This window comes from Caproiciproducens sp. NJN-50, assembly GCF_004103755.1.
Lineage (GTDB): Bacteria > Bacillota > Clostridia > Oscillospirales > Acutalibacteraceae > Caproicibacter.
Genome location: NZ_CP035283.1, coordinates 383,168 through 409,573, shown reverse-complemented (window position 1 = coordinate 409,573; position 26,406 = coordinate 383,168). Strand labels below are relative to the sequence as shown.

Sequence of the window (26,406 nt, the reverse complement as noted above, 5' to 3'; positions counted from 1 at the left end):
CATTTGGCAGCTTTATCGAAGGGCCGCTTCTCCGCGCTCGCCGGTGCGGATGCGCAGAGCGTCCTGAATTTCCGATATAAAGATTTTACCGTCGCCGACCTGACCGGTCTTGGCGGTTTCCACGATCTTGTCAAGGATCTCCTCCAGGCGAGAGTCCGAAACGACAAGTTCGATTTTGATCTTTTTTAAAAAATTGTAGTCCACCTCCGTGCCGCGAACGAATTCGCGGTACCCGCGCTGACACCCGGAACCCATGATCTGCGTCACGCTGATGCCGTTGACGTTCAGCGATTTCAGCGCTTCCTTGATGTCTTCCAGCTGCTCCGGCCGGATATATGCTTCAATCTTCTTCATTTTTCTCCTCCAAATCAGCTAATCCATGCCGTTGAACGCCGGATAAGCGGGTTCTCCATGCTCCACGATGTCCAGACCGATCTCCTCTTCCTTCGCGGAAACACGGATCCGTTTCGTCACCAGCTTCGCCGCGGCAATTGAAATCAGCGTGCCGGCAACCGCAAACAGGATCGCCACGCCGATGGCGGCCAGCTGCCGCAGGAATAAATCCGCGCTGCCGAAGAACAGGCCGTTCCACTTCGCGGAAGAGTTGACGGAGGTCTGCGTAAACAGACCGGTCGCGATTCCGCCCCAGATGCCGCCGATACCGTGGCAGCCGAACACGTCAAGCGCGTCGTCATAGCCGAATTTTCTTTTGACGACCGAAATAAAGAAATAGGAAATCGGGCTCGCAAGGCCGCCGATCACAAGGGAGGCCCAGACCGGCACGAAACCGGAGCCCGGTGTGATCGCAACCAGGCCGACTACCAGCCCTGTGGACGCCCCAACCAGAGTCGGCATCCCGCTTTTCACTTTTTCCACAAGGATCCAGGTCAGCATCGCGGCCGCGGCGGAGGTGTTCGTCGTCAGAAAGGCATGCGCCGCCAGCTCATTCGCGGCCCCGGCGCTGCCGGCGTTAAACCCGAACCATCCGAACCAGAGCAGCGCCGCGCCGAGGAAAACAAACGGCACGTTGTGCGGATGATAGGAAATCTTCCCATAGTTCTTTCGCTTGCCCAGAAGAATGGAAAGGACGAGCGCGCTGACGCCGGAAGTGATGTGGACCACATTTCCCCCCGCAAAGTCGACCGAACCGATCTTCATCAGGAACCCGCCGCCCCAAACCATGTGCGCCATCGGGTAATAGACCAGAACGGACCAGACCGCCACAAAGACGGACAGGGAGGAAAACCGCATGCGCTCCACCACGGCCCCGACGATCAGCGACGGGGTAATCACCGCGAACATCATCTGAAAGATTGCGAAGATCAGCGTATCCGGCGGATAGGTCGAATCGTTCATCGCGCTGAAATTCATGCCCGCCCAGTTCAGGTTCCCGATCCATCCCCCCACGTCTCCGCTGAAGGAAAGAGAGAACCCGAAAAGGACCCAGAGCACCGCGGAAAGGCCCATGGTCAGAATGCAGCTCATAATGGTATTGACCGTATTTTTTCTTTTTGTCATGCCGGAGTAAAACAGCGCGAGAGCAGGCGTCATCAGCAGGACCAGGGCGGAACTTGTCAGCATCCAGGCTGCGTCACCGTGGTTCATCAAAAACATCCCCTATTTTCAATTCCCGCGGGTCGGATCAGGCGCCTCAGGACCCTTCCCGCAATAAAAAAACAGAACCGACAATTCCCTGAAAAGGAATCGCCGGCTCCATCGCCAAACAATATGATAAAGGAATTGTAGCATACTTTTTAAAGAAAATCAATACGAATGATTCACAAAAGTTTGTGCCCTTCAAATTATATAAACTTTTTCCGGGAATTTTCTGAATCTTACAAAGTTTCTTTTCCGTGCTGCCGCTTCGCACTCCATTTCGGCCCGGCGGCGGCGCCGGGTAAGCAAAAAGCATCCCAAACCGTTCTTGACAAACGCGGAAAACTGTTCTATGATAAAGAACAAATTAAATAAAAAAGCTGAGAAAAGAAAGAGTAGGTTCTCCCCTACCGGGCAAAGAGAGAAGCGGATGGTGGGATCGCTTCGCCGGCGGAGAAATCGAAATCATCTTGGAGCTGCAGACCAAAAGGAGGCCGTGCTTCTGATTAGGCTCTGACGGAAGCCCGCCGTAGAAATGGGAAGCGGCATCGATCTTAAATGATCCGTGCTGTGTGAGGTATGAAAGTAACGCTTTCATACGAAATTAGGTGGTATCACGAGCGATTCGTCCTAATGGGATGAATCGCTCGTTTTGTTTTTATTTTTCACTTAAAACGATAAAAAGGAGTCTTGACAATGGCAAACCAGAACATCTATTTACCCCATTACAGCGTTGGAGAAGACTGTTATCGTGAAATTCCTTTCATCACAAGAAACTTCGGCAAAAAAGCGGTTGTCATCGGCGGAAAGACGGCAATGGCAAAGGCAAAGGAAGCGATCCGGGCGGGCGTGGCCGGTTCGGACGTCAGCCTCCTCGGTTTTTTGTGGTACGGCGGAGACTCCAGTTTTGAAAACGTTGAAAATCTGAAGAAGGACCCGCTCGTTCAGCAGGCGGAGATGCTGTTCGGGGTCGGCGGCGGCAGGGCCTGCGACACGGTCAAAACCCTGGGTGACATGCTGGACAAACCGGTTTTCACCTTTCCGACGCTTGCTTCCAACTGCGCGAGCTGCACAAACCTGAGCGTGATTTATAACAAGGACGGCTCCTTCAAAGAGTATTATTATCAGAAACAGCCCGCCTGCCACACGTTCATCAACACGAGGATCATCGCCGAATCACCGTATGACATGTTCTGGGCCGGGATCGGTGACGCGCTTTCCAAGGAATACGAAGTCGTGTTTGCCTGCCGCGACAAGAAGCTTCATCATCTTCCGCTTCTGGGGCTCGGAATTGCAAAAACGTGCACCTCGCCGCTTCTCAGCCTCGGAACGCAGGCTCTTGAAGACTGCAAAAACAACAAGGTCTCGTTTGCGCTTGAGCAGGTTGCGCTGGATATCATCATGCTCACCGGCATCGTATCGAACTGTACCGTACACCAGAATCAGCCCGATCCCAAAGACGATTATTATTACAACAGTTCGCTCGCCCATTGCGTCTATTACGGCAGTTCGCTGGTTCCGGCGTGCGAAAAACACCTGCACGGCGAGATCGTTTCGTTCGGCGTGCTGTGCCTTCTCACTTACGACCGCCAGTTCGAGGAGCGGGACCGGATTCTCGCGTTTAACAAAAGCGTCGGGCTGCCGGTTACAATGGCTGAAATCGGCCTGACCCAGGCCGACCTTCCGGTCGTCGCAAAAAAAGCGTCCTCGGTTGTCGAGTGGACCTATGCCCCCGGAAACCCGACCGAAGAAAGATTCATGCAGGCCGTCAGGGACGCCGACACGGCCGGCAGACAAGCCCTGGGAAAATAGTAAGGACTTTCTTTTTCACAGAAGGACCGGCACTGCGTCATCTTTCCAGGCCAAAAGGCTGACACCCCAAGGGGTGTCAGCCTTTTTAAAGTTAAACTACTTTACGGAGATTTCCCCTTCGTATCCGGGCCTTATTCTTCCAGCGAATACAGCAGTTTGGGGATCGTTCGCCCCTTTTTTAGCAGCGACGCCTCTTCCCCGACGACCCTCGCGCCCATCTTCTCATAGAACGGCACCGCCTGCGGGCTGGTTACGAACTCGAACCGGCCGATCCTTTCTTCCCTGCAAAAAGCAAGCAGTTCATTCCACAAGTTCCGCCCGTATCCCTTTCCAATGGAAGCGGCACAAACGTAGAAAAATTCAAGCTGCCAGTTCGATTCGTTGCTCTGGAGCCCGAAAAATCCGACGGTTCGGTCTCCCTCTTTTAAAACACGGACCGGATTGGACCGGATAAAATCCGCCGTGACGTTATAATATCTTCTGAACTGATCCATATAATTCTTGTCATAGCCCCAGTACGCTTCGGAATCACAGGCCAGTCCGGACAGTTCTTCTGAGATTTTTTCTTCCGCTTTCTCTAAGTTCAACATAGGGTACCTCCCCGCCGCATTGCGTCCCGGCGCCGAGCCTTTCAGGCCCGCCGCAAAGATAACAAAATCGGCGATTCCTTTTCTAAAGTGTCACAATCGTCGGCTCATGGCCTGAAAAGGGGAAAAATTTTATAAATAGGTCCTTTGTTTTGATCTTCAGGCTGGACGTATTAATGCAGGGGTGGCACCCGATGAATTCCGATTCCGCAACGTCGCGGTCCATCAGCAGCCTGACCCGGTTCTCCCGGTCGTTCATCAGACCCATGACGCTGACGGAACCGGGAGTGACGTTCAAGTATTCTTGCATAAACTCCTCCCCCGCGAAGGAAAGGCGGGAACTGCCGGTCTGCTGGGAAAGAACCTTCGTATGAAACTCCTTTCTGCCCGGCATCATCAGAAGATAGAACTCCGTTTTCTGACGGTTGCACAGAAACAGGTTTTTGCAGATTTCGACTCCCAGAATCCTGCCGATCTCCCCGCAGGATTCCACATGCCCCACCGCGTCATGATCCAGGCGCGCATAGGGGATTTCAAGCCTGTCCAGCAGCTCATAGACAGCCATTTCCTTCGGAAGGCGGACGTTTGCCGGCTTCTCGTGATATACTCTTGGATCGATATGAATGTCGCTCATACAATCACCTCGAATTTCTTTTCATTTCTACAGGGAGGTCCCTCTGGAATTCAGCGGAAGCTCCGGAACCTTCTCCCTCGATCCCGCCATGGAAACGAAGAGGCCGGCCATGGTAAACGCCGCTCCCACGATTTCGATCCAGGTGATCCGTTCCCGAAGGATCAGGGCCGACGCGGTAATCGTAATCACCGGCACCAGATAAATATAGATGCTGGTCCTCACGACGCCCAGGGCGTTGACGGCCAGATTCCATGTCACAAAGCAGAGGGCCGAAGCCCCCAGGCCCAGGAACAGAAGATTGAACAGATTGACCCGGGTGAACATTTCTTTGATCTCAACATGGACTCCAAAAGCGCAGGCTGCAGGAATCATCAAAAGGATCCCGTAAAAAAACACCCTGCGCGTGCATTCGATGGTCGGATACTGAAAATTGCTGATTTTTTTCATCAAAATCGAATAGGCCGCCCAGACGGCCGCCGCACATAACGCCAAGAAATCCCCGAACGGATTTATTTTTAAAACGAAACCCCCATTGAAATCGATCAGCGAAATTCCAAGGATCGCCGTCAGAAAACCGATCAGAAAGGGGACTCTCAGCTTTTCGCCTTTTAATAAAAAATGAGCGAGCAGGGCGGTAAAAAAGGGAGAGATCGAAACGATCACACCGACGTTCGCCGCCAGCGTATACGTCAATGCAATGTTCTCAAACAGGTAATAGAGCGTGACCCCGCACAGCCCCGCCAGCAGAAACAAAATTTCCTGCCGAAGCGGCTTGATTGAGAACCAGCGGGGACGCATGAGCCAGAGAGCGGCGTACCCAAGAAGAAACCGCATCAGCAGAATCTCAATCGGAGTGAAGCTCCGCAGCAGTATTTTGGTGGAAATGAATGTCGTTCCCCAAATCAGAATCGTAAGAATCGCCGTCAGATTCCCGTAAAAAGCCTTTGAATGCGTCATCGTCGCGCTCCATATTCTTTCCGTTTATTTTAGATTGAAATAGATCATATCTTCCGTGATGGTTCTGTTCTTGATTTCATCCCGTCTTTGCGCAACGACTTTTCCACCCATATGCCGGTAAAAGCCCAGCGAAGGATTGCCCTGAAGGCAGTTGACGATCATGGAAGAACACCCCGCGGCGGTAAGCTCCCGCACGCCCGCCGAAAACAGGGCCTTTCCCGCGCCCGTCCCCTGGAAACCGCGCAGGACATAAATGGCATAGATTTCCCCCGAATCCCGATACGCCGGGTTTCTGGAGATTCCGCAGCGGCAAAAGCCGATGATGTTGTTTTCAACGGACGCAACCATGAAATTGTCATTTTCCTCTATCTCGGTCCGGCATTTTTCGGTCCTTTCCATCAGCTCCGCAATCCGCGCGTCGATCACATCGTCCGGCATCAGCCCCGTATAGGTTGTTTTCCACGTATACACGTTAACAATCGTAATTCCCAGCGCGTCCTCCGGAACTGCTTTGCGAATCTCAAACATCCAAGGCCCCCCTCCCGCTTTTTTTATCATAACATCCGGGACAGAAAATCACAACCGATTCTGACCATAAAAAAGCCGCTGTCGAAATTGAAACGCAGCGGTTTTTTTCAGAATATCTCAGGGAAAAATCACAGAGGCGCGGCGTTTATTCCAGTTCGAAGGCGCCCGTGTAAAGCTGATAGTATTTCCCTTTTTCCTGAATGAGCTGTTCATGGCTCCCGCGCTCGATGATGCGTCCATTTTCCAGCACCATGATGACGTCGGAGTTCTGCACGGTGGAAAGCCGGTGGGCGATGACGAACACCGTTCTTCCCTTCATCAGCGCGTCCATTCCCTTCTGAACGATGGCTTCGGTTCTGGTATCGATGGAGGACGTCGCCTCGTCGAGGATCATGACGGGCGGGTCGGCCACTGCGGCGCGGGCGATGGAAATGAGCTGCCGCTGCCCCTGGGAAAGACTGCTTCCGTCGCCCTCCAGCACGGTTTGGTACCCCTCCGGGAGCATGCGGATAAATCCGTCGGCGTTCGCCAGCTTCGCGGCGGCGATGCACTCCTCGTCCGTCGCGTCCAGCTTGCCGTAACGGATATTGTCCATCACCGTCCCTGTAAACAGGTTCACGTCCTGGAGGACGACGCCGAGCGAACGGCGGAGGTCCGATTTTTTGATCTTGTTGATGTTGATGCCGTCGTAACGGATCTTCCCGTCGGCAATGTCGTAAAAGCGGTTGATGAGGTTCGTGATCGTCGTTTTTCCCGCGCCGGTCGCTCCGACGAAAGCCACTTTCTGGCCGGGCTCCGCATAGAGCGTGATGCCGTGCAGAACGGTCTTTCCTTCTTCATAGCCGAAATCCACGTCGAAAAAGCGGATGTCGCCCCGGAGCGGCGTGTAAGTCACCGTGCCGTCTCCGTGAGGATGCTTCCACGCCCAGTTCCCCGTGCGCTCCTCGCACTCCGCGACGGTCCCGTCGTCTTCCACTCTGGCGTTGACAAGGGTGACGTAACCGCTGTCCTGCTCGCTCTCCTCATCCATCAGTTCAAAAATCCTGGAAGCGCCGGCCAGTGCCATGACCACCATGTTGAACTGCATGGAAATCTGGCCGATCGGGTTGATGAAGCTGCGGGACAGGGTGAGAAAAGAGATGATCGTTCCGATCGTCAGCGCGTGAACTCCGGTCAGGCCCAGGTTCGGAATCCCCGCAATCCCCGCCGCGCCCCCGACAATGGCGAGAAGTACGTAGAGCATATAGCCCATATTGCCGACGACCGGCATGGTGACGTTGCCGTAGATGTTCGCCTGGGTCGCGCAATAGCAAAGCTCTTCGTTCTTTCTGTCGAACTCCTCTTTGGCCTTTTCCTCGTGGCAGAAGACCTTGATGACCTTCTGCCCGTTGATCATTTCTTCAATATAGCCGTTCACGCCGCCCAGCGACTGCTGCTGCTTCATGAAATAGGTTCCGCTTCTGCCCACGATGGCTCGGATGACCTTCAGCAGGACAACGGCGAAAACGGCGACGAAAGCGGTGAGCCCGACGCTGAGATAAAGCATGGAGAGGAATGCGGCCGACACGGAAACGACGGAGGAAAACATCTGCGGGAGGCTCTGGGAAATCGCCTGGCGCAGCGTGTCGGTGTCGTTGGTGTAACGGCTCATCACGTCGCCGTGGGTGTGCGTGTCAAAGTACCGGATCGGCAGGGTCTGCATGTGGGTGAACATTTCGTCGCGGATCTTTTTCAGCGTGCCCTGCTCGACGACGACCATCATCCTGTTGTAAAGCAGCGTCGCGAGCGTGCCCGCCGCGTAGATGCAGGCCATCATGGCAAGCGCGTGCAAAAGTCCCGTGAAGACGGGATTCGGCCGCCCGAGCAGCGGAACGATGTAGCGGTCGATCAGGGTCTGCAGGAACAGCGAGGAACCCGCGTTCGCGGCCGCGCTGACCAGAATGCAGACAACGACAAAAATCAGATGAAGCCTGTAAACGGCCATATAGGAAAACAGCCGTTTGATCGTGCCCGGCTTGAACCGCCGGACCGGCGGCCTGTTTTGGTCTTTTAAAGCGTTTTCCGCCGGCATTTCACTCATCGAGAACACCTCCCTGATTCTGGGATTCATAAACTTCCCTGTAAATTTCGCAGGTTTTCAGCAGCTCTTCATGCGTGCCGGCCGCGTCGATTCTGCCGTCGTCCAGGACGATGATCTTGTCCGCGTCCTGAACGGACGAGACGCGCTGCGCGATGATGATCTTCGTCGTGTTTGCGATCTCCTCCCGGAAGGCCTGGCGGATGAGCCCGTCGGTCTTGGTGTCGACCGCGCTGGTGGAGTCGTCGAGGATCAGGATCTTCGGCTTTTTCAGCAGCGCCCTCGCGATGCACAGCCGCTGCTTCTGCCCGCCTGAGACGTTGGTGCCGCCCTCTTCGATATAGGTGTCGTACCCGTCCGGGAACTCCCGGATAAACCCGTCGGCCTGAGCGAGCCTGCAGGCGTGAACCATCTCTTCATCCGTCGCGCTTTCGTTGCCCCAGCGCAGATTGTCCTTGACGGTGCCAGAAAAAAGGACATTCTTCTGCAGCACCATCGCCACCTGGTTGCGGAGCGCTTTCAGGTCGTAGTCCCGCACGTCCACGCCGCCGACGGTCACTTTTCCGCCCGTGGCATCGTAAAGCCGGGGGATGAGCTGCACCAGGCTCGACTTGGAAGAGCCGGTGCCGCCGAGGATTCCTACGGTTTCCCCGGACGCAATGGAAAGGCTGATCCCGTCCAGGACCGGCTTGTCGGCCTTTCTCGCATAGGAAAACGTGACGTTTTGAAAGGCGACCGACCCGTCTTTGACCTCGCGCACGGGGTTTTCCCCGTTTTTCAGGTCGCTTTCCTCGCTTAAAATCCCGACGATGCGCTCGGCCGAAGCGCGCGAAATGATAATCATGACAAACACCATGGAGAGCATCATCAGGCTCATGAGAATCTGCATCGCATAGGTGACAAGGCTGGTCAGCTCGCCCGTCGAAAGCCCCTGAACGGGATTGTTGCCGCAGGCGACGATCTCCCTGGCGCCGAACCAGGAGAGAAGAAGCATGCTGACGTAAAGGCAGAACTGCATCAGCGGCATATTGAACGCCAGCCGCTTTTCCGCTTTTGTAAAATCCTGAAAAATGGACTGTGAAATGCCGGCGAATTTCTCTTCCTCATGTTCTTCGCGGATATAGGATTTGACGACCCGGATGCCGAGCAGATTTTCCTGCACGACGCTGTTCAGCCTGTCGTAGGTGTTGAACACCCGCACGAAAATCGGGTGCACATGCGACATGATCAGCCACAGGCCAAAGCCGAGCACCGGAATGGTCGCGAGAAAAATCAGGGACAGATGGACATCGATCCGGAAGGAGAAAATCAGGGAAAACGCGATCACCATCGGCGCGCGGACCGCGAGGCGGATCAGCATCTGATAAGCCATCTGCACGTTGGTGACGTCGGTGGTCAGGCGTGTGATAATGCTGGCGGTCGAAAATTTGTCGATGTTGGAAAATGAAAATTCCTGAACGTTGTGGAACATATCCCCGCGCAGATTCTTCGCGAAGCCCGCGGAGGCGATCGCCGCGCTGCGGCCCGCAAGAAATCCGGTCAGCAGCGAGAGCATCGCGGCGGCCGCCAGCACCAACCCCATCCAGAGGACATAGGACATATTGTTTTTGCTGATTCCGTTGTCGATCAGATACGCCATCAAGGTGGGAATCACGATTTCTAAAATGGATTCAAACGTAACATAAACCGGCGCGAGGATCGTGTCCTTTTTGTATTCCCCCACGCTGGATAAAAGCTTTTTTATCATGGAAAATTCTCCTTAGCGGTCCTTCCTGGTATTCGATATGTTTTTTTTCATTCTTTCAAGATAAGAGTACAGCATTTTCGTTTCTTCCTGGGTGAATCCCCGCAGCAGCGTCCGTTCCATCCTTTCCGCATCTTTGCACATAAGCCCTGCGATCTTCCTTGCTTTCTCCGTGAGAACAATCTTTTTCAGGCGCGCGTCCTGGGTGACTGCCTGCCGCTGGATCAGGTTTTTCCGCTCCATCAGGCTGAGTACCTTCGAAGCCGTCGACCGGGTTATGGTGAAACGGTCCTCCAAATCCTTCTGGTAGATCTCCCTGCCCTCATTCTCTGACAGGAAGCCGATGATCCATCCGTTGTTGCCGGTAACGGTTTCAATTTCTTTTTTATGGGAGGAAAACTCAAAATAGCGCCGGATCAGATTGTTCAGCGACCGAAGTTCCATTCCGATTCTTATTTTTCTCATTTCTCATTTCTTTCCTGTCCTTTTTGTCCAGTAATGTTGTATCTATGACAGTTTCATATACAACAGTATAATCAGAATCCGCCGTGCTGTCAAGCTCATTATTCAGAGATGACGAAGACTTTTTGTTCTTCGGGCGGAGCCGGGCTGAAAAGCAGGCAAGGGCGAACCACAGGCTTCTGCGGTTCGCCCTCTCTTGCAACAGGCATTTCATATTTTCGCCATTGTTATCCGCTACAGCTCATGGTAATAAAGGACAATGTCCTCATAGGTGCGGTCCTTCATCAGAAACCCCTTGGGCAGCAAGCCCAGTTGATGAAACCCCAATTTTTCGTAAAGATGCCTGGCATTGACGTTCGACTGAACCACGGCATTGAACTGCAATATTCTGAATCCAAGTCCGCTCCCCTGCTTCATGCTGTCAATCACAAGCTTTTCACCCACATGGCGGCCCCTGGCGTCACGACCGACAGCATAGCTTGCGTTTGCGATATGTCCGCATCTTCCTATGTTGTTGGGATGCAGGATGTACAATCCGATCACCTCCCGGGCGTCCGGATCTTCCGCAACGCCGCAGTAAGACTGCGCTTTAAAAAACTTTTCGCCGTCTTCCGCATCCAGAGGTTCGATCTGAGGAAAGGCGACGCCGTCATTGACAACCTGATTCCAGATTTTCACCATCTTCGATACATCGCTCTTTTCGTATTTTCGAATCAATATTTCCATATTGTACACTCTCCCAACCGTTAAAACTTGAGTCCGGCACGCAGCTTTGGAAACTTTCCGGCCGCACGTTTTTCAGTCCGCGATGATTCTCAGGCTGTCATTGACGCCAGAATTTTTGGAAATTCCACTGAAAAGATCACGGTGCAGAGGATCGCCGCCGTAGCGTCCGCGATCGCTTCCGCGGAATAGACGCCCATAACGCCCATGTAATGCGGCAGGATCAGCGCAAGCGGAATCAGCAGAATGACTTTTCGCAGCAGCGCGATAAAGACGGAAATTTTCGCCTGGTCCAGCGCGACGAACATATTCTGGCAGGCGCGCTGCAGGCCGAGAATGCTCATTCCGGCGAGGAATACCGGCATGACTTTCGCAACAACGCCGATCAGCGCCGCGTCGTCGGTAAACAGCCTCGCGATCGCGGACGGAAATAGAATCATCAAAAGGATCAGTGCAAAGTTGCAGGAGAACATGGTGGCCAGCAAAATCTTGAAACCCGCCTTCACCCGCTTCGGATTCCCGTGGCCGTAATTAAAACTGATAACCGGAATGACGCCCTGCGCAAACCCTGTCAGCGGCACGCTGACAATCTGCATGGCGCTCTGCATGACGGTCAGCGCGCTGACATAAATGTCGCCAAAATTCGCAAGGCTGCCGTTCAGTACAAATCCGATCAGGCTTTCCGTGCTTGCCATGATGAACGGGGAGACGCCGAGCGAAAACACCGAGCGGATCACCTTTCGGTCCGGCTTTAAATATTTCGGCCGGATCCGCAGGGAAGCACGTTTGGAAAACAGGAATGAGGTCACCCACACCGCGCTGCAGAACTGAGAGATCACCGTTGCAACCGCAGCGCCCGCCACCCCCATATTCAATACGAAAATAAACACCGGGTCCAGCGTGATGTTCAGAATCGCGCCGATCAGCACGGACCACATCGCAACGCCCGGCCTTCCCTGGCAGCTGATAAAATTGTTCAGGCCGATCGTGATCTGCACGAACAGGGTGCCGGTCAGATAAACGGAAAGGTATTCCGTCGCGTATCCGATCGTACGGTCCGACGCGCCGGTCAGGCGCAGGACCGGTTCCATGAAAAGATAGGACAGCGACACCGTTATCGCCGTGAAAGCCAGCAGCATGACAAAGCCGTTCCCAAGAATCTTTTCGGCGCGCTCACGGTCCCCTTTCCCGAGCGCAATCGAAGCAAGCGGCGCCCCGCCGCCGGCAACGATCTGAGAAAACGCGGAAATCAGAATGATAACGGAATTGGTAACGCCGACGCCCGCCAGAGCATCCGTCCCGGCCGCGGGGATATGGCCAATATAGATACGGTCAACAATGCCGTACAGCAGATTGATCAGCTGAGCCACAACGGACGGCAGTGCCATTTGAAAAATCAGCGGCAGCATGCGGCCCGTGCCAAGTCGTTCCTCATATTGGTTATTCAACGCTATGTATCCTCTTCCTATCGTCCTCGTATTTCAGCCAATTGAATTTTTTACTGCAATGCGCCGACAGGGGGAAAAATCGCGGCACACTCAGGAAACAATCCTTTTTACGTTTTATTATATTCCTGTAAAAAAGCGATGGCAATCCAAACCGTCTTTTTTTACAGGAAAAAATCAGCTTGCTTTCAGCGGAGAAATCCATGCCGGAAAAAAACAGCCTTGGGGACGGCTTCCGTCTCCAAGGCGCTTTTTACACTTTTGGTATGTTTCCGGGAGCTTAACAGCCCGAAAGGGAAAAAGTCACGGCCGCTTGATTCCGAGGCACAGGAGCAGAGAAACCACTGAAAAGACGAGAAGAACGGCGCACGGCAGCACATAGGAGCCGGTTGAAGCAACCAGCGAGCCGGCCAGCGTCGCGGTAAAGGAGGCCGGAATGAGCATGAGGTTGGCGACGCTGAAATTCACCGCCAAATGCTTCATCCCATAGAATGTTCCGACGAAAGCGGGGGTGATGGTGGGGGAACAGCCGTAAGAAACGCCGGTGAGGCAGATCCCCGCGATCCCAAGGGCAAGCGAACGGTTCAGGACCGAAACCAGCAGAACGGCGGCGGCCAGAATGGTAATGGCGCTCGTGGCGAGCATGGTGCGGCGGCGGCCCAGCGCATCGAACAAAAAGCCCGCAAAAATCCGACCCAGTCCGTTGCAGACCGACAGAACGCCGACGAGCGCGGTCGCCAGAGTCGCCGCGGCCCCGACGGACATGGTCAGGTCCCTTGCAAAGCTGATGACGGTGCTGCCAACCGCGCTCGTCGTGATGCAGAAGAGAAAAAACTTCCAAAAGGTCGCGCGCCGGACCATCTCGGCCGTGGTGTAATCCTTCCGCTCAAAATTTTCCTCCGGCTCCGCCTTTCGGGCCGCTTTCGGCTGCGGAAACCGCATGCCGGAAGGCGGGAGACGGATCATCAGGCCGGTCAGCAGGAGCACGGCCCCGATGGCGGCGCCCAGAATGAAATAGGTGTTTCTCCAGCCGACGGACCCCGCGCCGATCATTCTGCCGGCCAGGTTGCCCAGCAGCAGGGCACTGAGCCCGAAGCCCATCATCAGGAAGCCGGAGCACATCCCCCTCTTGTCCGGGAACCAGGCGCTGGTCGTTGAAATGACCGCGTTGTAGGCCATCCCGATTCCGAACCCGCCCATGCCGCCGTAAGAAAGGTACAGTAAGGCGATCCCGCCGCCCGACATGCGGGACACGATCATAAATCCGAAGAAGAACAGAAGCGCTCCCGCAATCACCGGAACTTTCGGGGACGTCCGTCTGGTCAGGTAGCCGGAAACCACGCCTCCGATGCAGAAAAAGCACATGGTCAGCGTAAAATTCAATCCCAGGCCGGACGGCGTCCATCCGAAGGCCTCGGCCAGCGGCGCTTTTAAAATCGACCAGGCATAGATGATTCCGGCGAACAGCATGCTGACCGTGCCGGCCAGCAAATAGACCCACCTCGCCGCGCAGGCGGCGGACGGATTTTCCTTTTTATCCATATTCTCTCCCCGTTTTCCCCGTCCTCCGCAACACTGCGGCGCGGTCAGAGCTTTATTTCAGGAGCTGCCCCGCGATGACCATCTGCTGCACCTGGGAGCTGCCCTCGTAAATGCTGGTGATACGGATATCGCGGTAGAGGCGCTCGATCTCGTATTCCTTGGAATAGCCGTAGCCGCCGTGGAGCTGCAGGGATTTGTTCACAATGTCAAAGGCGGACTCTGCGGCGTAATACTTGGCCATCGAGGCGGCCTTGGTGGCGTCCTGCTTGCTGTCCATCATCCAGGCGGCGTTGTAGGTGAGCATGCGGGCGGCGTTGAGCTTGGTCTCCATATCCGCCATCATGAACCGCAGGGCCTGGTTTTTCGCCAGCGGTTTGCCGAACTGGACACGTGCCTTGGTGTACTCCACGGCGAGGTCCAGCGCCTCCTGCGCAATGCCCAGCGACATGGAAGCGACACCGACGCGGCCGACGGACAGCGTCTTCATGGCGTTGATGAAACCCATATCGACTTCGCCGAGGATGCAGTCCGCCGGAACGCGGACGTCGTCCAGCACCACGTCGCTGACCGGCACGCCGCGCTGGCCCATCTTCTCCTCCGGTTTTCCCGTAGAAACGCCCGGCAGCTTCATGTCCACGAGGAAAGCGGTGATGCCCTTCGCGCCCTTCTCCGGACTGGTCTTGGCATAAACCGTGGTATAGTCTGCCACCGGAGCGAAGGTGATAAAGCACTTGCGCCCGTTCAGGATATAGTCGTCCCCGTCCTTCACGGCCTTGGTTGCCAGGGACGCGGCGTCGGAGCCGGCGCCCGGCTCGGTGAGGCCGAACGCGATGATGCTTTCTCCGGAAGCCACTCCCGGCAGATATTTCCGCTTCTGCTCTTCGGTGCCGGAAAGGATGATGGGCGCGGTGGAAAGGGAATTCGCGGAGGAGATGTAAATAGTGGCGGTGGCGCACTTTCTGGCCACTTCCTCCATCACGGAAACATAGCTGCGCATATCCATGCCCGACCCGCCGTATTCCTCCGGGATTTTCAGGCCGAGAAAGCCCATCCCGGCCATGGTCTCCACAACCTCCCGCGGAAACGCGTCGTTTTTGTCAACGTCGGCGGCGATGGGCGCCAGGGCCTTTTCCGCAAAGTCGCGGGCCATTTCGCGGATGTCTTCATGGTCTTCGGTAAAAAATGGGGTTTTCATTTTCATTTTTCCTCCTTACGTAATTCAAAATGGTTTATTCTGCCTGAACCGCTCCACCCTGGAGCCGCCGGACCGCCTTGCCTGTTTAACCGAACTTAAACCGGCCGCTTGTCGAGCTCTTCCATGATGGCAGGGATCACCTGATAAAGGTCCCCGACAATTCCGATATCGGCAATGTCGAAGATCGGAGCGTTTTCATTGGTGTTGACGGCGACGATCATCCCCGAATTCTGCATGCCGGCAACATGCTGAATCGCGCCCGATATGCCGCACGCAAAATAGATTTTCGGCTTCACGGTCGTCCCGGTCTGCCCGACCTGGTACGCGTGGTCGATCCATCCCGCGTCGACCGCGGCTCTGGAGGATGCGACCGTGCCGCCGAGCCGCTGCGTAAGCTGTTTCAGGAGTTGGAACCCTTCGGCATTGCCGAGACCCATTCCTCCGGATACGATGATGTCCGCGTCGGTGAGCGACACGGCTTCCCGCACAGTCTTAACGGCCTCCAGCACTTTAGTCCGGATATCCCCTTCGGCAAAATGCACGTCAAGCCGAATCAGCCCGCCCTTTCTGCCCGGTACCCTGACCGCCTTTTCCATCACGCCGGGGCGCACCGTCGACATCTGCGGCATGTGGCTGGGGCAGAGGATGGTGGCCATGAGGTTCCCGCCGAACGCCGGGCGGGTCTGCATGATTTTCTTGGTGTCCGGATTGATCTCAAGCTTTGTGCAGTCCGCCGTGAGGCCCGTCTGGCAGCGGACCGCAAGGCACGGGCCAAGATCCCGCCCGATGTGCGTCGCGCCGAGAAGCACGATCTCCGGCTTGTATCTTTCTATGGCTTCCTGAATGACTTTGGTGTATGCGTCGGTGGTATATTGTTTCAGCTCCGGCGCGTCGGCATAATAGACCTTGTCGGCGCCGTACTCGAAAAGTTCGCCCGCGAGCGGCTCCACCCCGGAGCCGCAGAGCACGGCGCAAAGCTCGCAGCCCAGGGCGCCGGCAAGTTTTCTCCCCTCGCCCAGCAGCTCCACAGCCACCTGCATCAGCTTTCCTTCCCGCTGCTCCGCAAAGACCCACACGTTGCGATAGGCGCCTAAATCCGCGGCCGCCCTGCCGTCCTCCGTCTTTTCGATCGCGTGAAACGGGCACGCTTCGACGCACTGGCCGCAGCCCGTGCAGGCGGGGCCGATCACGGCGATCCTGTTTTCCATCGTGATCGCCTCAAAAGGACAGGACTTCACGCATTTTGTGCATCCTCTGCATTGATCCTTTAATACTTCCACTGCCATGTCGATTTCATCCTCCTATGTTAGATCAGATGCTTTTCATCCAGTTTGCCGATCAGGGACTTCGCCATCTCGCCGACCGACCCCGCAAGCATCTCACCCTTCCCCTTCTGCGGCGGCGTGAAGGAGCGGAACACCTGCGTCGGGGAGGCGTTCAGCCCGCAGTCCTTCCCGTCAAGTCCCACCGCGGCATGATCCCACACCGCGATCTCCTTTTGATAGGCATCCACGATCCGGCCGACCGACATATATCTCGGCTCGTTCAATTCCTTGACGCAGGTGAGGAGGCATGGCGTTCTGACTTCGATCCTTTCGTATCCGTCTTCCATCTGTCTCTGGACCGTCGCTTTGCCGTCGCCCAGCCGGATGTCCTGAACATAGGTGACGACCGGGATCCCCAGGCGCTGCGCGACCTGCGGCCCCACCTGAGCGGTGTCGCCGTCGATGGCCTGACGGCCGGCGAAGATGATGTCCACGCCCGGCACCTTTCGGATTCCGGCCGCGATGGTGGTGGAAGTCGCGCAGGTGTCCGCCCCTCCGAACGCGCGGTCGCTCAGCAGATAAGCCTCATCCGCGCCCATCGCAAGACATTCCCTCAGCATATAGGCGGCCTGCGGCGGCCCCATGGTCAGTGCCGCGACCCGCGTGCCCGGGTCCCGGTCCTTGATCCGGAGCGCCGCTTCCAGCGCGTTGGCGTCGTCCGGATTCAGGATGCTGGGAACGCCCTCACGGATCAGGGTTCCCTTCACGGGATCGATTTTCACCTCATTCGTGTCCGGGACCTGCTTGACACATACCAATATCTTCATGTTCGCTTATCCCCCTTTTACTTCTTCAGCAGCTGCCTGCTGATGACGATCTCCTGGACCTGGCTGCTGCCCTCGTAGATCGTGAATACGCGGCAGTCGCGATACATCCTCTCCACCTTATAATCTTTGATGAAGCCGTATCCGCCGTGTATCTGCACCGCTTTGGCCGCGATCTCGTTGCAGACCTCGGAAGCGTAATATTTGGCCATGGACGCATTGAGTGTGGCGTCCTGTTTGGTGTCCATCAGATACGCCGCCTTGTAGGTAAGCTGCTTCGCCGCCTCAAGCTTGGTGGCCATCTCCGCGATCATAAACCCGATCGCCTGGAAGTCCCCGATCCGCCTGCCGAACTGCTTTCTTTCCTTGGCGTACTCGACCGCCGCGTCAAGACACCCCTGCGCGACGCCGATCGACTGGGCCGCGACGCCCAGGCGGCCGGTGTTCAGCGTCTTCATGGCGATTTTGAAGCCTTCCCCCTCTTCCCCGAGGCGGTCGGCTTCCGGCACGGCGACATTTTCCAAGATAATATCCGAAGTCGCGCATCCGACGATGCCCATTTTGTCCTCCGGCTTGCCGCAGCTCACGCCCGGCGCCTTCATATCGATCACGAACGCCGAAATCCCCTTGTTTCCTTTTTTCATATCGGTTTTTGCAAAGACGACGGCGTAGTCCGAAAGAGGAGCCATTGTGATAAAGCATTTGCGCCCGTTGAGGATGTAATGGTCCCCTTCCTTCACCGCGGAGGTCACCATCCCGCTCGCGTCGGACCCCGCTCCCGGCTCCGTGAGGGCGAACGCCAGCTTCTTTTTCCCGGTCACGACCGGGGTCAGGTATTTCGCCTTCTGTTCGTCGTTGCCCGCGAGGAGCAGCGGGCCGCCCGAAAGGGAGTTCGGAGTCGACACATAGATGCTGGCGATGCCCGACACCCTCGCGACTTCTTCCATCACCAGGACATAGGCCCGCGCGTCCGCGCCCTGCCCTCCCAGCTCCTTCGGGATCTTGATCCCGAAAAATCCGGCCGCGGCCATTTTATCGAGCAGCTCTTCCGGAAAAACTCCGGTCGCCTCCACCTGATCCAATACATCTTTAGTAAATTCTTTCTCGGAGAATTCGCTCGCCAACTTCCTGATCAATTCATGTTGCTCTGTAAAATACGCATCTGCCATATTTCTTTCCTCCTGCTGTAAATAAGGCCATCCGCCGTTTAGCTAAAATTTCATTTTCGCGCAGCCGCCGTCTTTCCGGACGCGTTTTTCTTCGCCGGCCATGGCCGCCGCTTTTGATTTCAGGCCCTTTAAATCGATTTTGCCGCTCGCATTCACTGGGAAACCGTCAAATTCTAAAATATAAGCGGGCATTTTATACCGCGCCAGCCGCGGCTTTAAAAAATCCACAAGTTCATCCTTGTTGATGCCGCACCCCTGCCTCGGTATGATGCACGCCGCGATCTCCTCCTGAAGCACGTCGGCCGGGACGCCCACGACCTTGACCTGATCCACCCATTTCAGCCTTTTGATGACTCTCTCTATTTCACGCGGAGAGATGTTCTCTCCGCCCCTGATGATCATTTCTTTCAGCCTTCCGGTGACGTGAAGCTCCCCGGAGCCGTCAAAGTTCCCGATATCTCCCGTCCTGAGCCAGCCGTCTTCGGTAAAGGCTCCGGCCGTCACTTCCGGAAGCCTGTAATACCCAAGCATCACATTGTACCCCTTCACCTGAATTTCGCCGTCGAGATCCCGCCCCAGAACGCCGCCGGTTTTGAGGTCGGCGATGCGCGCGCTGACATGGTCGATCAATCTTCCGGCGGACGCGCCCTTTTTTTCCCCGGGATCATCCCAGCCGGCGATCGTCACGCACGGCGAAGTTTCCGTCTGGCCGTACGAAGGCTGCAGATGCATCTGGGGGAACCTGCGGCAGATTTCCGCGTATTCTTCCGGCGTGACGGGGGAACCCGCGATGATGCCGGACCTGAGGGTGTCGGCGCGCCGTCCGCAATGCTCCGACTTCCGGATCAGCGCCAGGAACATGCTCGGGACGCCGTTCAGGATGGTGCAGCGCCCGCGTTCCAGCGCATCCCATACGTAGGCCGTTTTAAAGCAGGGCAGCAGGTCCATTTCCGCGCCGCTGAGCAGGCAGGCAAGGATTCCGGCCGTGATCCCGAAGCAGTGGAACAGAGGGACCGTAAGGCACATTTTATCGTCTTCCTTCCAATGCATGGCTTCGACCATGGCACGGGAATTGTTCACCAGGCTGTAATGGCTGAGAAGCACTCCCTTGGAGAAGGACGTGGTTCCCGAAGTAAAAATCATGCAGGCCGGATCCTCCGGTCTCACCGCTTTCTTTTTCCCTTCCACCCTTTTCAAATCGGCCGGCGGCGGAGGGGCGGTTCCGACAAGGCTGCCCGCCCAGGTTCCGGCTCCCTTTTCCCCAATGGGAATAAATTTTTTTACTCTCGCTGTTTTTCTCCTGATCCTCTCGATCAGGCTTTCATTGCCTGCACCGTAGTACAGGACCTCCACATCTGCGTAATTGAGGACGCGTGTGACCTCCGCGTCCCGAAAGCAGGTGTTGATCAGCACGGGCACGGCGCCGATCTTCGCAAGCGCCAGAAAAGCGAGCACCCAATCCGGACCGTTGGCGCACCAGATCCCCGCATGGGTCCCTTTTCCGACCCCGTCTTCTTCCATCCGGGCCGCGGCAAAGTCCGAAAACCGATCCAGCTGCTCAAACGTGCAGTGAAAGCCGCCCATTTCAATCGCTGTGCACCTTCCGCTGAGATGGACGCGCTCTTTTAAGCATTCGCCGATTGTTTTACTGATAAGTTCCATCGTTCTCACCTGCGGAATCGTGAATTCAAGCAAAACGGACCGTCTTCGAAGGGTCCGTCTCCATCGACAACAGTCCGTTTTGCCGCTTCACTAATCTCTACTTCTTATGTTCATCTTTCCAGACATACAGAGAACCCTTTTCCAACATATCCCTGACCTGCCCGTCATCGTATCCCAGTTCTTTCAGGATCTCCGGCCCCTGCTCGCCGATCATCGGCCCCGGCCTGTAATCCGGGACGCCCATTTCCTGGAACTTGACCGGCAGCCTGACCAGTCTTCTGATATGGCCGTTCGGGTATTTCATGTCGTAGAAGCAGTTGTTTGCCTCGGCCTGCTTGTCGTTCCTGATTTCCACCCAGTTCTGGGCAACGGAGAACGGAACGTCGGCCGCCACCAGAATTTCTTTCCACTCCTCGACGGTTTTCTTGCTGAACGCATCCATGACAATATCGTAAACCTCGGAAGTGAGGCCCTTCTCCTGGCAGGTCAGAATCGGGAAATAGTTCTCGCTGCCCACAAGATCCTCCCTGCCGACAGCCGTGATAAACGCCTTGTAGTATGTATTGTAATCCGGCATGCAGGTCTGAATGAAACGGTCGTCCTTGGTCCTCCACGCCGCATTGAAGGGGTTGGCGGATTTCCTGACGTCGATCGGGTACTGCTGCGCGATGCCTTCGTAATTGGAGGCCTCAACCATCATGCCCATGTTATAGATCGAGCTTTCAAAAAGGGATGTTTCAACCTTTTCTCCGACTCCTTTGATTTTTGCCTGATACAGAGCCGCCAGGATCCCGGCCGCCAGGTTCATACCGACATTGTGGTCGCCGAGCCCGGGGACAACGTTCATCGGGACGGTGCCTTTCTGGCGAAGCGAATCGAGATATCCGCCCCTGGCGAAAAACGCCGTGAAATCGAACCCCGGAAGGTTCCTGTCCGGGCCGTATTCGCCGTATCCGGTGCAGATGGCGTAAACCAGCTTCGGATACCTGCCCTTCAGGCTGTCATAGTCCAGTCCCAGCTTCTGGAGGGCCTGGACTCTCCAGTTGGTGATCAGGACATCGGCCGTGTCAAGGAGCTTGAAAAAAGCCTCTTTGCCGGCGGGGTCCTTCATATTGAGAGAGATGCAGCGTTTGTTGCCGTTCTCAAGGTCCCACGTGGTGTTCTCAACCATGTCGAGCGGCCTGCCCTCGGACGGCGCCGTATATCTGAGCGGGTCCCCTTTCGCCGCTTCAATCTTGACGACGTCGGCGCCGAGATCTGCCATAAACCGTCCGGCGGCCGCCGCCGCGATAAAATTCGCCAGTTCGACGACCCGGACTCCTTCCAACGGTTTGCTCATATTGATCTATCTCCTTGTATCATAAATGTAGCTTTCAATCAGTTTTTCTTGTATTCCGCGTCGATTTTCCCATTCTTCGTCATAATCATGTGGACAACAAACGGGACAACGACAACGATAATCGTCAGATAGCCAAGATATCCGTATCCCGTGTTGACGAGAGGAATCAGACCGAACTGCGCGATCGCAAAGGTCAGCAGCGTGAAAATCACCGCGATGATAATGGTGCGCTTCATCAGATTTTGCTTGGACACTTCCGGCGAGGCGTCTTTCCTGTTCCAGGCGTTGACATAGCGCGCAATCACGCCCGCGATCATATTGACGGCAGTCGACACCGCGCCGAGAATGATCAGGATCGAGATGACCGGGGTGAGGAACGAGGCGCCGACGCCCGTCTGGACCATCAGCAGGGTCGGAACCTGAGCGGTTTTCAGATCCGGGTTGTTGACAATGGCAATCAGGCCGACCGTGCACATGAAAATGATGAAGGCATTGACGATAAAGCCGTAAACCATTGATTTCTTGGCTTCCTTCTCGTCTTTAAACGGCTCGGCATGCTGCATCAGAAGGCCGATCGACGCCAGCTGGAAAGCTGCGTACACGAAGCACCTCCAAAACGCCGGGCCCGCCGGTGCGGGAGCGGCGGCCATCTGGCCGATGTTGGCCGAGATCGTTCCCCACTGCGCAAAGATGTTGGGAACATAGACCAGCAGCAGGCCCGCGATGATCACGACCGAAACGGTGGAAGCCGCCGCCCGGACAAGGTCGGTCCCATAAATAGTCAGTACGAAAATAATCAGGCCGATGATCACGGTGCAGACAATGTACGGAATGCCGGTCAGCGCGTGCAGCGTCGCGCCGCCCGTCGCAAAGGCCACCGACGGGGCCAGGCAGATGGTGAACAGGTAAACGAGCTCGTACAGGTTCGAAAAAATCGGTCTGGCTTTTTCTCCGAAATCGCCGTAAAACTTATCGGTAAAAGTACGATAATCATAGGTCTCGTGCCTCTTGGCATAGCGAAGGCCGTACCACTGGAAGAACGCGCCGAAAGCCTGTGCGAGAACCGGTGTAATCAGTGCCCAAATTCCAAATTTGACAAAGTAAGAATACAGCTGGGCGCCCGAGGCAAAGCCTCCGCCGAACTGCGTGGTAAACCAGACAAACGCTACGCCAATCGCGACCGGCATCTTATTTTTATTGATCATGGCAATTCTACTCCTTTTGTTAATTCTACCCCATTCATCATTTTGAAAGCCGACGTAATCATTGAGGACGCGTTTTCAGCCCATTTCCTTGAATGCCTGAAGCATGGTGCCGGCCTGTTCATAGTTCACCATCTGGCAGTCGACTTCGATGTTCACATTTCTGAGGCCGGCGGCGTCGCAGGCCCGCTTGATCGGAACATAATCGAACTCTTCCGGATCGCAGAACTTCGTCATCAGGACAATCACACCTGCCGCGTTGTGTTTTTGGGCCAGATCGACAATGAAACCAACTCGCTTTTTGTCCCTGTCATACAGCACGCTACAGTTGTCCATATCGGCAAACTTCTGCGCGAGCGCATCCAGCGGATTCGGCTTCTCCGGCACGTCCGTGCGGTACTGTCTCGACTCCTGGGCAACATCGTCCGCAACGATCTTGATCCCGTTCTTGTCGAAAATCTCCAGAAGGCCGGGGGAATCGGCGAGGATGCCGCTCGTCACCACGCGGACTTTGCCTTCGTCCGCAGGGGCTTTCTTCAGCTCCGCCGTCAGCTGCCTGACCAACGCCGTGTGTTCTTCCTTCAGCATGAACCAGGCGCTCTTAAAGACATCGCTCCTCTGGACCGCGGTGATCGCATGGTCCGCAGCCGTTTCCGCAAACTCGCGCATCGCCGCATTGTGTTCGTTGTAGATCCGGTTGGACTCCGCGAGCAAAATTTCGGAAAACTTGGCGCCGGTCGCAATCTCGAGATCACTGATGACCTTCTCATAGCTCGCCTTCGTGAATTTGACGCCGTAATCCGGTTTTCTGTTCTGCGGATAGGTCATGGGGATGAACGGAATGCCGGGGACGGCATATTTCCAATTCTGGCCCAGGCTTTTGAGAGAGTCGCACAGCGAGGGAATGACGATCGCGGAAATCCCCTCAAATTTTCCCGTGATCCCAAGCTCAAGCACCGTCTGCATAATGGAGCAGATGAACGCGGGATAATATTTCTTGGCCTCATGGACCTCCATCTCCGCGCCCCACACGCCCATCGGGACAAGGCCCATGGAATGGATGATCTCCTCCGGGGTGTAGACCGGCGCGCAAGCGACGACTTTCCTGCCCTGCGCAAGGTACTTGCCGAGCTGCTTTCTCGGAGACGCAGCAATTTCATGAAACTGAGCCAATAATTCATCGATTGCCATCTGAACGGCCTCCTTTGTTTGCTTCCATAATTTCCATCAGGCCCTGAACGCGCGTGTCGTACTGCGCCTCGGAGAAATTCCGCGGATCGGCCTGATCGCCGTCAAAGCTGACCACCGGGATGTCACAGGCCCTGCCGATCTGCCGGCTCATTTCCGCCATGAACCCGGACCAAAGCTTGCAGGAGCGGTTTGTATGCACCAGAAGGCCTTCCACGTGATTGTCTTTGCAGAGTTTGATCCTTTTATCCCTGGAAAGTTCAAGATTCATTGCATTCGGGACTCTCGCATAGGCGCGGCACATGCCGTCGAAATCGTCATAGATGAACCCGAACGCATCCGCGTAGATGGTGGTTACCATGTTGATGCCTCTGCTCTTTAGGCCTGTCGAGGTAACCCTCAGCCACGGCCAGCAGGCAATCCCTTCGAACATGATGCGGTACTTTTCTTCGCCGTGATAGGTCGAGTCGCCTTTTTCATGGTTGTCTTCGTATTCTTTCAAAAGAGTTTCCATCGCTTCCGCTGCTTCCTTTTTGCCGCGCGCGGTCACCATGACCGCCATGTGGTTCAAAAGATCGAAGCCGTTGAACGGCGAAGGAAGATACTTGGCGCAGGAGGTCGCCGCCAGCCAGGCGCGGCTGGAGCGCCCGGAAATCTCCATGACCTCCTTATACCGTTCGTCGCTCCACTTTTTGCCCGTAATCTTCTCCAGCTGATGGATCGCACCCCAGAACTGGGCTCTTATGTACTCGGTCTCCGCGTCGGACACCTCATAATCGGGGTTGAACGGGATATCGATCATGATCATGGGGATATCCAGTTCCCTGGCAATATTCTCATACCATTTGATCATGCAGTTGCAGATGTTGTTGCAGCAAAGGACGAAGTCCGGCATCGGCATGTTCTGCTCCGGCGCGTCCTTCAGTTTCATGTACGCAAGGGAAACCCTTGCGTAAGCGCAGAGGTCGTTGGAATAACCGTCCCCCTCGCTCTCGCTGCACATCCGCTCGCCGCCGCCTCTCGCGGCGATGGCTGCGGCCTGATTTTCCGGATAGCAGACGGAGAGGCCCAGGGTTTCCGGTATCTCCACGGGGAAGTTGCTTGCACACCACCCGACCATCTCGCCCCGCGCCTTCGCCTCCATGCAGTCGCTGTAAGCCTTGGCCGCAATCTGACCCAATTTGTACTTTGCCGAATTCGGGTCCGGCGCAGGTCTTTTCTTCTTAACTTCTTCACCCATCAATGAAAACCTCCTTCATAAATTGTCGTTTTGAACTTTATCATAAGCATACAGCGCCGCGCCAAGAGCGCCCATGAGCTGGGCATGTTCGCTGTACACTATTCTGACCCCCAGTTCCTTTTCCATGGCATTCCGAACGCCTGCATTTCTCGCCACTCCGCCGCTCATGCAAACCTGCTCGCGCACTCCCACCCTTTTGACCAGAGAGGCAACGCGCGCGGCAACCGACTGACAGATCCCGGCCACCAGGTCCGGAATCCGGACGCCCGACGCAAGCTGAGAGATGACTTCCGACTCCGCAAACACCGTGCAGGTGCTGGATATATTCGCCGGATGAACCGCCCTGGCCGCTTCCACCTCAAGCTGTGAAATATCAAGATGGAGGATATTGGCCATGACGTCCAGGAACCTTCCGGTTCCCGCCGCGCATTTATCGTTCATGACAAAGTTGGCCATGCGCCCCTCCTCGTTCAGCGACAACACCTTCGCATCCTGTCCGCCGATGTCGATCACCGTTCTGACATCGCCGAATTCGCGATGAACGCCTACGGCGTGGCAGGTCAGCTCGCTCAGCTGCAGGTCGGCGCCCGCGAAGGTTTTTCTTCCGTACCCCGTGGCGACCGTGAACCGAATCTCTTCCCGTCTGACTCCGCTCTCCCGAAGCGCATTCTCCATGGCGCGGGAAACACCGTCCGTGCCCACTGTGGCAACCACAATGGAGGAAGAAACGATATCTTTCCCGTCCTTTAAAATGACCGCCTTTGCAGTGGTCGATCCAATATCAACGCCCAATGTAAACATAAAAATTCCTCACCTGCTATCGTTCGCCCGATATTGTTATTTTTTTGACATATCAGGGCGCAGAATGGCATACATGTCGATAAGTATACTTGTATACATATTATCTGCTAATTATCCCATTTCGATTTGAAGGTGTTACCTTCGTTAGCCATACATGTCGATAAGTATACATGTCTACAAGTTTGTTTTGCAAATCTATTGTACCAATAGATGCTCCCGATGTAAATAGCCATTTTGGATAGAATATGCCGATTATAACTGTTCATTTTCCATAAATCGCATCCTATATTTGGATTATAAAAAGGCATTTTGACCGATAAATCCGGAATTGAAGGCCGTTCTGCACGGAATTTCCCCTGTGGTCCGCACACAGCCGGTCCATGAGTAAGCCGAAACATATTTTCCCTATTCCAT

Annotated in this window: 23 protein-coding genes and 1 other annotated feature; of the genes, 1 reads left to right on the top strand and 22 read right to left on the bottom strand. The window is 55.4% G+C overall.

What is annotated here, in order from left to right; genetic code table 11:
• Window positions 1-12: 12 nt before the first annotated feature.
• A complete protein-coding gene (locus tag EQM14_RS02085) occupies window positions 13-354 on the bottom strand; it encodes a P-II family nitrogen regulator (RefSeq protein WP_128741403.1) in 342 nt (113 codons plus the stop codon).
• A gap of 18 nt (window positions 355-372) precedes the next feature.
• Window positions 373-1,614 carry an ammonium transporter gene (locus EQM14_RS02080; RefSeq protein WP_128741402.1) on the bottom strand — a complete coding sequence of 414 codons (1,242 nt, stop codon included), beginning with the start codon at window positions 1,612-1,614 and terminating at the stop codon, window positions 373-375.
• Window positions 1,615-1,969: 355 nt separating this feature from the next.
• Window positions 1,970-2,232, top strand: a binding site (T-box leader).
• Window positions 2,233-2,292: 60 nt separating this feature from the next.
• On the opposite strand from EQM14_RS02080, the gene EQM14_RS02075 reads away from it, so the two are divergent.
• A complete protein-coding gene (locus EQM14_RS02075; RefSeq protein WP_128741401.1) occupies window positions 2,293-3,408 on the top strand; it encodes an iron-containing alcohol dehydrogenase family protein in 1,116 nt (371 codons plus the stop codon).
• A 131-nt stretch (window positions 3,409-3,539) separates the two neighbouring features.
• Here EQM14_RS02075 and EQM14_RS02070 read toward each other — a convergent pair whose 3' ends face one another.
• From EQM14_RS02070 to EQM14_RS01975, 20 genes are all read right to left on the bottom strand, one after another.
• Window positions 3,540-3,998 (bottom strand): GNAT family N-acetyltransferase, encoded by a 459-nt coding sequence (locus EQM14_RS02070; protein WP_205703188.1) that lies wholly within the window; start codon window positions 3,996-3,998, stop codon window positions 3,540-3,542.
• Between the two features lie 82 nt (window positions 3,999-4,080).
• Window positions 4,081-4,629 carry a prolyl-tRNA synthetase associated domain-containing protein gene (locus EQM14_RS02065; RefSeq protein WP_128741400.1) on the bottom strand — a complete coding sequence of 183 codons (549 nt, stop codon included), beginning with the start codon at window positions 4,627-4,629 and terminating at the stop codon, window positions 4,081-4,083.
• A gap of 27 nt (window positions 4,630-4,656) precedes the next feature.
• Window positions 4,657-5,586, bottom strand: coding sequence for a DMT family transporter (locus EQM14_RS02060; RefSeq protein ID WP_128741399.1), 930 nt, complete (start codon window positions 5,584-5,586; stop codon window positions 4,657-4,659).
• A gap of 24 nt (window positions 5,587-5,610) precedes the next feature.
• Window positions 5,611-6,114: a GNAT family N-acetyltransferase gene (locus EQM14_RS02055; RefSeq protein WP_164918920.1), complete on the bottom strand. Its 504-nt coding sequence runs from the start codon at window positions 6,112-6,114 to the stop codon at window positions 5,611-5,613.
• A gap of 145 nt (window positions 6,115-6,259) precedes the next feature.
• The gene (locus EQM14_RS02050; RefSeq protein WP_442861485.1) at window positions 6,260-8,185 is read right to left on the bottom strand and encodes an ABC transporter ATP-binding protein; all 1,926 of its coding nucleotides are present in this window, start codon (window positions 8,183-8,185) and stop codon (window positions 6,260-6,262) included.
• A 1-nt stretch (window position 8,186) separates the two neighbouring features.
• Window positions 8,187-9,938 (bottom strand): ABC transporter ATP-binding protein, encoded by a 1,752-nt coding sequence (locus EQM14_RS02045; RefSeq protein ID WP_128741396.1) that lies wholly within the window; start codon window positions 9,936-9,938, stop codon window positions 8,187-8,189.
• A gap of 12 nt (window positions 9,939-9,950) precedes the next feature.
• Window positions 9,951-10,400, bottom strand: a complete 450-nt coding sequence (locus EQM14_RS02040) for a MarR family winged helix-turn-helix transcriptional regulator (protein ID WP_128741395.1) — start codon at window positions 10,398-10,400, stop codon at window positions 9,951-9,953.
• Between the two features lie 231 nt (window positions 10,401-10,631).
• On the bottom strand, window positions 10,632-11,123 hold the full coding sequence (locus EQM14_RS02035; RefSeq protein ID WP_128741394.1) for a GNAT family N-acetyltransferase: 492 nt from the start codon (window positions 11,121-11,123) through the stop codon (window positions 10,632-10,634).
• Window positions 11,124-11,212: 89 nt separating this feature from the next.
• The gene (locus tag EQM14_RS02030) at window positions 11,213-12,568 is read right to left on the bottom strand and encodes an MATE family efflux transporter (RefSeq protein WP_128741393.1); all 1,356 of its coding nucleotides are present in this window, start codon (window positions 12,566-12,568) and stop codon (window positions 11,213-11,215) included.
• A gap of 300 nt (window positions 12,569-12,868) precedes the next feature.
• Complete coding sequence (locus tag EQM14_RS02025; protein ID WP_128741392.1) at window positions 12,869-14,107, bottom strand: MFS transporter; 1,239 nt, start codon at window positions 14,105-14,107, stop codon at window positions 12,869-12,871.
• A 52-nt stretch (window positions 14,108-14,159) separates the two neighbouring features.
• Window positions 14,160-15,302: an acyl-CoA dehydrogenase family protein gene (locus tag EQM14_RS02020; RefSeq protein ID WP_128741391.1), complete on the bottom strand. Its 1,143-nt coding sequence runs from the start codon at window positions 15,300-15,302 to the stop codon at window positions 14,160-14,162.
• A gap of 95 nt (window positions 15,303-15,397) precedes the next feature.
• On the bottom strand, window positions 15,398-16,588 hold the full coding sequence (locus tag EQM14_RS02015) for an electron transfer flavoprotein subunit alpha (RefSeq protein ID WP_128741390.1): 1,191 nt from the start codon (window positions 16,586-16,588) through the stop codon (window positions 15,398-15,400).
• Between the two features lie 20 nt (window positions 16,589-16,608).
• Window positions 16,609-17,394, bottom strand: a complete 786-nt coding sequence (etfB, locus tag EQM14_RS02010; protein WP_128741389.1) for an electron transfer flavoprotein subunit beta — start codon at window positions 17,392-17,394, stop codon at window positions 16,609-16,611.
• A gap of 17 nt (window positions 17,395-17,411) precedes the next feature.
• Complete coding sequence (locus EQM14_RS02005) at window positions 17,412-18,560, bottom strand: acyl-CoA dehydrogenase family protein (protein ID WP_128741388.1); 1,149 nt, start codon at window positions 18,558-18,560, stop codon at window positions 17,412-17,414.
• Window positions 18,561-18,602: 42 nt separating this feature from the next.
• Window positions 18,603-20,222, bottom strand: a complete 1,620-nt coding sequence (locus tag EQM14_RS02000) for a class I adenylate-forming enzyme family protein (protein ID WP_128741387.1) — start codon at window positions 20,220-20,222, stop codon at window positions 18,603-18,605.
• Between the two features lie 97 nt (window positions 20,223-20,319).
• Entirely contained in the window at window positions 20,320-21,561 is a 1,242-nt protein-coding gene (locus tag EQM14_RS01995) for a CaiB/BaiF CoA transferase family protein (RefSeq protein ID WP_128741386.1), read from the bottom strand.
• A 38-nt stretch (window positions 21,562-21,599) separates the two neighbouring features.
• Window positions 21,600-22,766: a YkvI family membrane protein gene (locus EQM14_RS01990; protein WP_128741385.1), complete on the bottom strand. Its 1,167-nt coding sequence runs from the start codon at window positions 22,764-22,766 to the stop codon at window positions 21,600-21,602.
• A gap of 75 nt (window positions 22,767-22,841) precedes the next feature.
• On the bottom strand, window positions 22,842-23,954 hold the full coding sequence (locus tag EQM14_RS01985; RefSeq protein ID WP_128741384.1) for a 2-hydroxyacyl-CoA dehydratase subunit D: 1,113 nt from the start codon (window positions 23,952-23,954) through the stop codon (window positions 22,842-22,844).
• Window positions 23,941-25,191: a 2-hydroxyacyl-CoA dehydratase subunit D gene (locus EQM14_RS01980; RefSeq protein WP_128741383.1), complete on the bottom strand. Its 1,251-nt coding sequence runs from the start codon at window positions 25,189-25,191 to the stop codon at window positions 23,941-23,943. The genes EQM14_RS01985 and EQM14_RS01980 overlap by 14 nt, the downstream gene beginning before the upstream one ends.
• Window positions 25,192-25,206: 15 nt before the next feature.
• A complete protein-coding gene (locus EQM14_RS01975; RefSeq protein ID WP_128741382.1) occupies window positions 25,207-25,992 on the bottom strand; it encodes an acyl-CoA dehydratase activase in 786 nt (261 codons plus the stop codon).
• Window positions 25,993-26,406: the final 414 nt, after the last annotated feature.

Excerpts from the sequence above, each read along its gene's own strand:
- EQM14_RS02080 (WP_128741402.1), bottom strand. The coding sequence starts at position 1,614 with ATGTTTTTGATGAACCACGGTGACGCAGCCTGGATGCTGACAAGTTCC.
- EQM14_RS01985 (WP_128741384.1), bottom strand. The coding sequence starts at position 23,954 with ATGGCAATCGATGAATTATTGGCTCAGTTTCATGAAATTGCTGCGTCT.
- EQM14_RS02045 (WP_128741396.1), bottom strand. The coding sequence starts at position 9,938 with ATGATAAAAAAGCTTTTATCCAGCGTGGGGGAATACAAAAAGGACACG.
- EQM14_RS02040 (WP_128741395.1), bottom strand. The coding sequence starts at position 10,400 with ATGAGAAAAATAAGAATCGGAATGGAACTTCGGTCGCTGAACAATCTG.
- EQM14_RS01990 (WP_128741385.1), bottom strand. The coding sequence starts at position 22,766 with ATGATCAATAAAAATAAGATGCCGGTCGCGATTGGCGTAGCGTTTGTC.
- EQM14_RS02065 (WP_128741400.1), bottom strand. The coding sequence starts at position 4,629 with ATGAGCGACATTCATATCGATCCAAGAGTATATCACGAGAAGCCGGCA.
- EQM14_RS02025 (WP_128741392.1), bottom strand. The coding sequence starts at position 14,107 with ATGGATAAAAAGGAAAATCCGTCCGCCGCCTGCGCGGCGAGGTGGGTC.
- EQM14_RS01980 (WP_128741383.1), bottom strand. The coding sequence starts at position 25,191 with ATGGGTGAAGAAGTTAAGAAGAAAAGACCTGCGCCGGACCCGAATTCG.
- EQM14_RS02005 (WP_128741388.1), bottom strand. The coding sequence starts at position 18,560 with ATGGCAGATGCGTATTTTACAGAGCAACATGAATTGATCAGGAAGTTG.
- EQM14_RS02055 (WP_164918920.1), bottom strand. The coding sequence starts at position 6,114 with ATGTTTGAGATTCGCAAAGCAGTTCCGGAGGACGCGCTGGGAATTACG.
- EQM14_RS02085 (WP_128741403.1), bottom strand. The coding sequence starts at position 354 with ATGAAGAAGATTGAAGCATATATCCGGCCGGAGCAGCTGGAAGACATC.
- EQM14_RS02050 (WP_442861485.1), bottom strand. The coding sequence starts at position 8,185 with ATGCCGGCGGAAAACGCTTTAAAAGACCAAAACAGGCCGCCGGTCCGG.
- EQM14_RS02060 (WP_128741399.1), bottom strand. The coding sequence starts at position 5,586 with ATGACGCATTCAAAGGCTTTTTACGGGAATCTGACGGCGATTCTTACG.
- EQM14_RS02070 (WP_205703188.1), bottom strand. The coding sequence starts at position 3,998 with ATGTTGAACTTAGAGAAAGCGGAAGAAAAAATCTCAGAAGAACTGTCC.
- EQM14_RS02020 (WP_128741391.1), bottom strand. The coding sequence starts at position 15,302 with ATGAAAACCCCATTTTTTACCGAAGACCATGAAGACATCCGCGAAATG.
- EQM14_RS02000 (WP_128741387.1), bottom strand. The coding sequence starts at position 20,222 with ATGGAACTTATCAGTAAAACAATCGGCGAATGCTTAAAAGAGCGCGTC.
- EQM14_RS02075 (WP_128741401.1), top strand. The coding sequence starts at position 2,293 with ATGGCAAACCAGAACATCTATTTACCCCATTACAGCGTTGGAGAAGAC.
- EQM14_RS01975 (WP_128741382.1), bottom strand. The coding sequence starts at position 25,992 with ATGTTTACATTGGGCGTTGATATTGGATCGACCACTGCAAAGGCGGTC.
- EQM14_RS02015 (WP_128741390.1), bottom strand. The coding sequence starts at position 16,588 with ATGGCAGTGGAAGTATTAAAGGATCAATGCAGAGGATGCACAAAATGC.
- EQM14_RS02035 (WP_128741394.1), bottom strand. The coding sequence starts at position 11,123 with ATGGAAATATTGATTCGAAAATACGAAAAGAGCGATGTATCGAAGATG.
- EQM14_RS01995 (WP_128741386.1), bottom strand. The coding sequence starts at position 21,561 with ATGAGCAAACCGTTGGAAGGAGTCCGGGTCGTCGAACTGGCGAATTTT.
- etfB (WP_128741389.1), bottom strand. The coding sequence starts at position 17,394 with ATGAAGATATTGGTATGTGTCAAGCAGGTCCCGGACACGAATGAGGTG.